Consider the following 3,848-nt stretch of genomic DNA (forward strand, 5'->3'; position numbering starts at 1 on the left):
AAGGGGCAAGTAAATGAGTAAAATTGAACAGTACACACAGCAAGCAATAAACATTGCTAACAATAATAAACATGGTTACACTAAAAGAGAAGTTTTAGGAAGAGAATTTGATGCTGCATCAAGTGCAGTTGCAATTGGATTTGCTTACAAATTCTAATATAGACCACTTATAATTGATAAAAGCTACATCGAAAGATGTAGCTTTTTTGTTTTTGAAGATTAGAATTATGTTAAAATAAATGATGTAAAAATAAACATATCAATAACTTGTGTGTTTAAATATTGTTTTTAACATTATTTGGCACAGCACTTGAAATTATGAATACATCATAATTAGAACTATAAAATTTAAAAAGATGAAAAAATTATTTTTTATTGCTGCTGCAATGTTAGGAGTTGTTAGTTTGAGCGCACAAGAAAAAACAACATCTGCACAATTTGGTATTAAATCAAGTGTAAATATGTCTTCATTTAATGGAAAAGATGTGAAAGATAATGATTATAAAGTAGGTTTTAGCGCAGGTCTTTACGGTCATTTTCCATTAACAGAACGTTTTGCAGTTCAACCAGAGGTTAATTTTGCTCGAATAGGAGGAAAGTTGAAAGATGAAGTTACAGAAGTTGGGAATACAACGGTAAAAACTAAAAATAAAACAACCTTAGATTATATTCAAGTTCCAGTAATGTTCAAATATTATCCAGGAGCATCGCGTTTCAATGTAGAAGCTGGACCTCAATTTGGATTTAACATGTACGCAAGCAACAAACAGCAAACAAGTATTTATGCAAACAATACCGTTTACACAACAGAAGGAAAACAAGATATCAAAGATGATATAAAGAATTTTGATTTTGGTGTTAATTTTGGTTTAGGATACAATGTGACAGATAATATCAATGTTGGAGCAAGATACTACATGGGGTTAACTAAAATAACAGAAAATGTTAACAATGGAACAGCTACTGGAGCAGATGTGAAAAATCATTCTTTCTCTTTAGGTGTAGGATATTCGTTCTAATCGAGAATATTTGTTTAAATAAAAAGGATTCTACTTCTGGTAGAATCCTTTTCTTTTTTTATTCTTTTAACGCAATTTTTTTAATCGATTGGGTTAAGATAATTTTATTTAAGATGAATAAAAAGAAGACGATAATCAATCCAAAACCTATCACTTCCCAAACATGTGAAGATTCAATGGTCATAAATTTCCCAACTTTTTCTTTGATGATATTTAAGACGAAATAAACCAACGGTATCGAAATTATATAACTTACCAACATGAAAATAATCGAAAATTTAAGATAAGGACGAGCCAATTGATTGATGTTGTATCCAATCAAAAATAAATCTTTTGTCTTATGTTTATTCTTTTCAATCATCAATTGGAAATTAATAATCATTAACCATATTGCTGCAAAAACAATGATTAGACCAATAAATAGAACCAACGAAAACGCTAATTTTAAATAATAAGTCAATTCATTATTTTTCAATTCATCCTTGTTGATATCATAATTATGTTGCTCAAAATAAATGGAAGCATTTTCATCTCCTTGTGATTTAGTTTCGACTACAAGACGAGATGGTTGTGCTGTTTTTTGCGATGCATAGGTTTGATTCGCCCATTCTAAAAAGTTTTCAGGAACTAAAATAGTGTTAATTTTTGTGGTAAAATCAACAATTCGTGCTTGATAGATTTTTTGATTTTCATCTTTACCTATAATCAACTGAAAAGGAATTTTAGTAAATAAACTTTCAGAAACTTGCGGTAATCCTTGACTTGTTGCAAACCCAAAATTATATAAGTTGAGGTAACTTTTCGGGATAATAATCGGTATAAAATCTTGACCTTCTTGCCATTTCCAATCCAATTGATCAACTTCTATAAAATCTTTTGGTACAGACTCAAAAAATAAATCAGTTGAAAAACCTCGAATTCCAGCAATTCCACCAACTTGTAATTTTACAGGAAATTGACTGCTTTTGAAAGTTCCGACTTTTGCAGTAAAATTCTGCGATTTTAGTTCCTCGATTTCGTCTTCATTAAAGCTTGGCTTTTCTCCGGTTAATGTTTGTAAAGACGAAATCTTCTTATTCAAAACGATATAATTCGCTTTCCAAACTGAGCTATCTTCACCAAAATTTTTAGCATAATCTAAATAAATTGTTCCAGCCAAAATCAAGATAAAAAAACCGATAATAGAGAAAAAACAAAAGGTTGTAATTCGTAAGATACTTAGGTTTTTACGAACTAATTTTTCGATTAAATTTTTAGAGTTGAATGACATTTGAAAGGCGTTTATCGTGAATTTCGTGTAAGCTGGTAAAAATGATTCCAGCCTTATTTTTTGCAGCTTCTTCAGTTACCAAATCAATCAAAAGTTGTTGATTAACTTCGTCCAAATGACTAAATGGTTCATCTAAAAGTAAAAAATCAAACGGTTGACAAAGTGCACGAATTACCGCAATTCGCTGACGTTGACCATAAGAAAGATGAACAGCTTTTTGATGTAAATGACTTTTTAATCCAACTTTTTCTATCCATTCGATGATTTGATTTTCTGTTCGATGTTGCGTCAAGACATTTTTTAACTGAATGTTTTCCATTAAAGTTAATTCTTCAAATAAATGCAAACCTTGAAAAACATAGGCTATTTTTTCGCGTCTAATTTTTGTCCAATCATTCAAAGAATAATTCTTAATAGTTTGTCCGTTAAACAAAACTTCTCCGTCATAATCTTTCCGATCGCCGTACAAAATATTTATCAACGTTGATTTACCAACGCCAGAATGCGCAACAATTTGATAAATATTTCCACTAGAAAAAGTATACTCGTTTTTCCAAATCTCAGATTGTTCAAACCCAAATTCCTTGAGTGGATGAGGAACAAGTTGACTAATTTTAATTTCCATTTTGTTGTTGTGCTTGATTGAAAAATAAAGAATAGGCTTCATCCAAAAGCAAGAAAATAACTTCTAAACTATTTTTATCCGTTTTCTTCATATGTATTTTTCCAGTTTTAGTATATTCATTTGAAACACGGTAATCAATATAATCAAAGTTGGATAAAACTTTTTGAATTTCTTTTGTATTTCCAAAAGGAATTTGTTGGTAAATGTAGTTTTGAACCTCCTTTGGATATTGATCAAAATTAAGATTGACATAACCAAACATCGGATTTGAAGCATTTGTAGCAAATTTTGAAGTGACAAAATTTGAAGAGCTTATCATGTTGTTCAAATATTGATTCATGATTGATTGATTATTGGTGATGTACAATAAATTATTTTTGTACGTCATGTAAATCTTCATGTTTGTCGAAATCGGTAACATGTAATAGGGACCAATTTTCTGAATGTTTTGCTGATGAGATTTTAAAAAATCCTTGAAGAAAATATCATTTTTCATTTTTCCACCTAAAACAAATTGTGGATAAACAACTTGTTGAATAAAGTCATCTTTCTTACCAAAAAAGTCGTTTGGATTGAATGCTTTTGCAATTTCAAAATCGTAAATACTAAATAAGGCTTCACCTTCAAAACTTTGTTCTAATTTGTTCAAATCAAGCTCATATTGCTCTAAAAATGTTGTTAAAAAATTTTGATCTTCGAAAACATAACGTGTATTTGCAGGATAAATTCCTAAACCAATGTTCATGTAACTTTGCGCAGGGAAAAATTTAAAAAAATCGGTATTAATTTTTGATTTCCACATCGGACGTTTTTCTAATTCGACTTTTGTAATCGCATCGGGATGAAATTTCTGTGTAAAACTAATTCCGTCCGAAGTAAAAGAAATAAAATTGACCCACGAACTTTTTGTGAAATCAAGGTTTTTCTTGCTTTT

General features: G+C 29.8%; 5 protein-coding genes. 2 read left to right on the top strand and 3 right to left on the bottom strand.

What is annotated here, in order from left to right; genetic code table 11:
• The first annotated feature begins 13 nt into the window (after window positions 1–13).
• Together Q0616_RS06810 and Q0616_RS06815 are read left to right on the top strand one after the other, a co-directional pair.
• A complete protein-coding gene (locus Q0616_RS06810; RefSeq protein WP_298776008.1) occupies window positions 14–157 on the top strand; it encodes a hypothetical protein in 144 nt (47 codons plus the stop codon).
• Window positions 158–356: 199 nt separating this feature from the next.
• Window positions 357–1,019: a porin family protein gene (locus Q0616_RS06815; protein WP_286483262.1), complete on the top strand. Its 663-nt coding sequence runs from the start codon at window positions 357–359 to the stop codon at window positions 1,017–1,019.
• 58 nt (window positions 1,020–1,077) lie between these two features.
• Here the strand turns inward: Q0616_RS06815 and Q0616_RS06820 are convergent, their stop codons facing one another.
• From Q0616_RS06820 to Q0616_RS06830, 3 genes are all read right to left on the bottom strand, one after another.
• On the bottom strand, window positions 1,078–2,289 hold the full coding sequence (locus tag Q0616_RS06820) for an ABC transporter permease (RefSeq protein ID WP_298776010.1): 1,212 nt from the start codon (window positions 2,287–2,289) through the stop codon (window positions 1,078–1,080).
• Complete coding sequence (locus Q0616_RS06825) at window positions 2,273–2,914, bottom strand: ATP-binding cassette domain-containing protein (RefSeq protein WP_260542264.1); 642 nt, start codon at window positions 2,912–2,914, stop codon at window positions 2,273–2,275. Before Q0616_RS06825 ends, Q0616_RS06820 begins: the two co-directional genes overlap by 17 nt.
• The coding region (locus Q0616_RS06830; protein ID WP_298776012.1) for a DUF4836 family protein at window positions 2,904–3,848 on the bottom strand (945 nt) is incomplete at its 5' end. The genes Q0616_RS06830 and Q0616_RS06825, both read right to left, overlap by 11 nt.

This window comes from uncultured Empedobacter sp., assembly GCF_937930195.1.
Lineage (GTDB): Bacteria > Bacteroidota > Bacteroidia > Flavobacteriales > Weeksellaceae > Empedobacter > Empedobacter stercoris.

Bases quoted from the DNA above. Each gene is read 5' to 3' on its own strand.
- Q0616_RS06810 (WP_298776008.1), top strand. From the start codon at position 14: ATGAGTAAAATTGAACAGTACACACAGCAAGCAATAAACATTGCTAAC.
- Q0616_RS06815 (WP_286483262.1), top strand. From the start codon at position 357: ATGAAAAAATTATTTTTTATTGCTGCTGCAATGTTAGGAGTTGTTAGT.
- Q0616_RS06825 (WP_260542264.1), bottom strand. From the start codon at position 2,914: ATGGAAATTAAAATTAGTCAACTTGTTCCTCATCCACTCAAGGAATTT.
- Q0616_RS06820 (WP_298776010.1), bottom strand. From the start codon at position 2,289: ATGTCATTCAACTCTAAAAATTTAATCGAAAAATTAGTTCGTAAAAAC.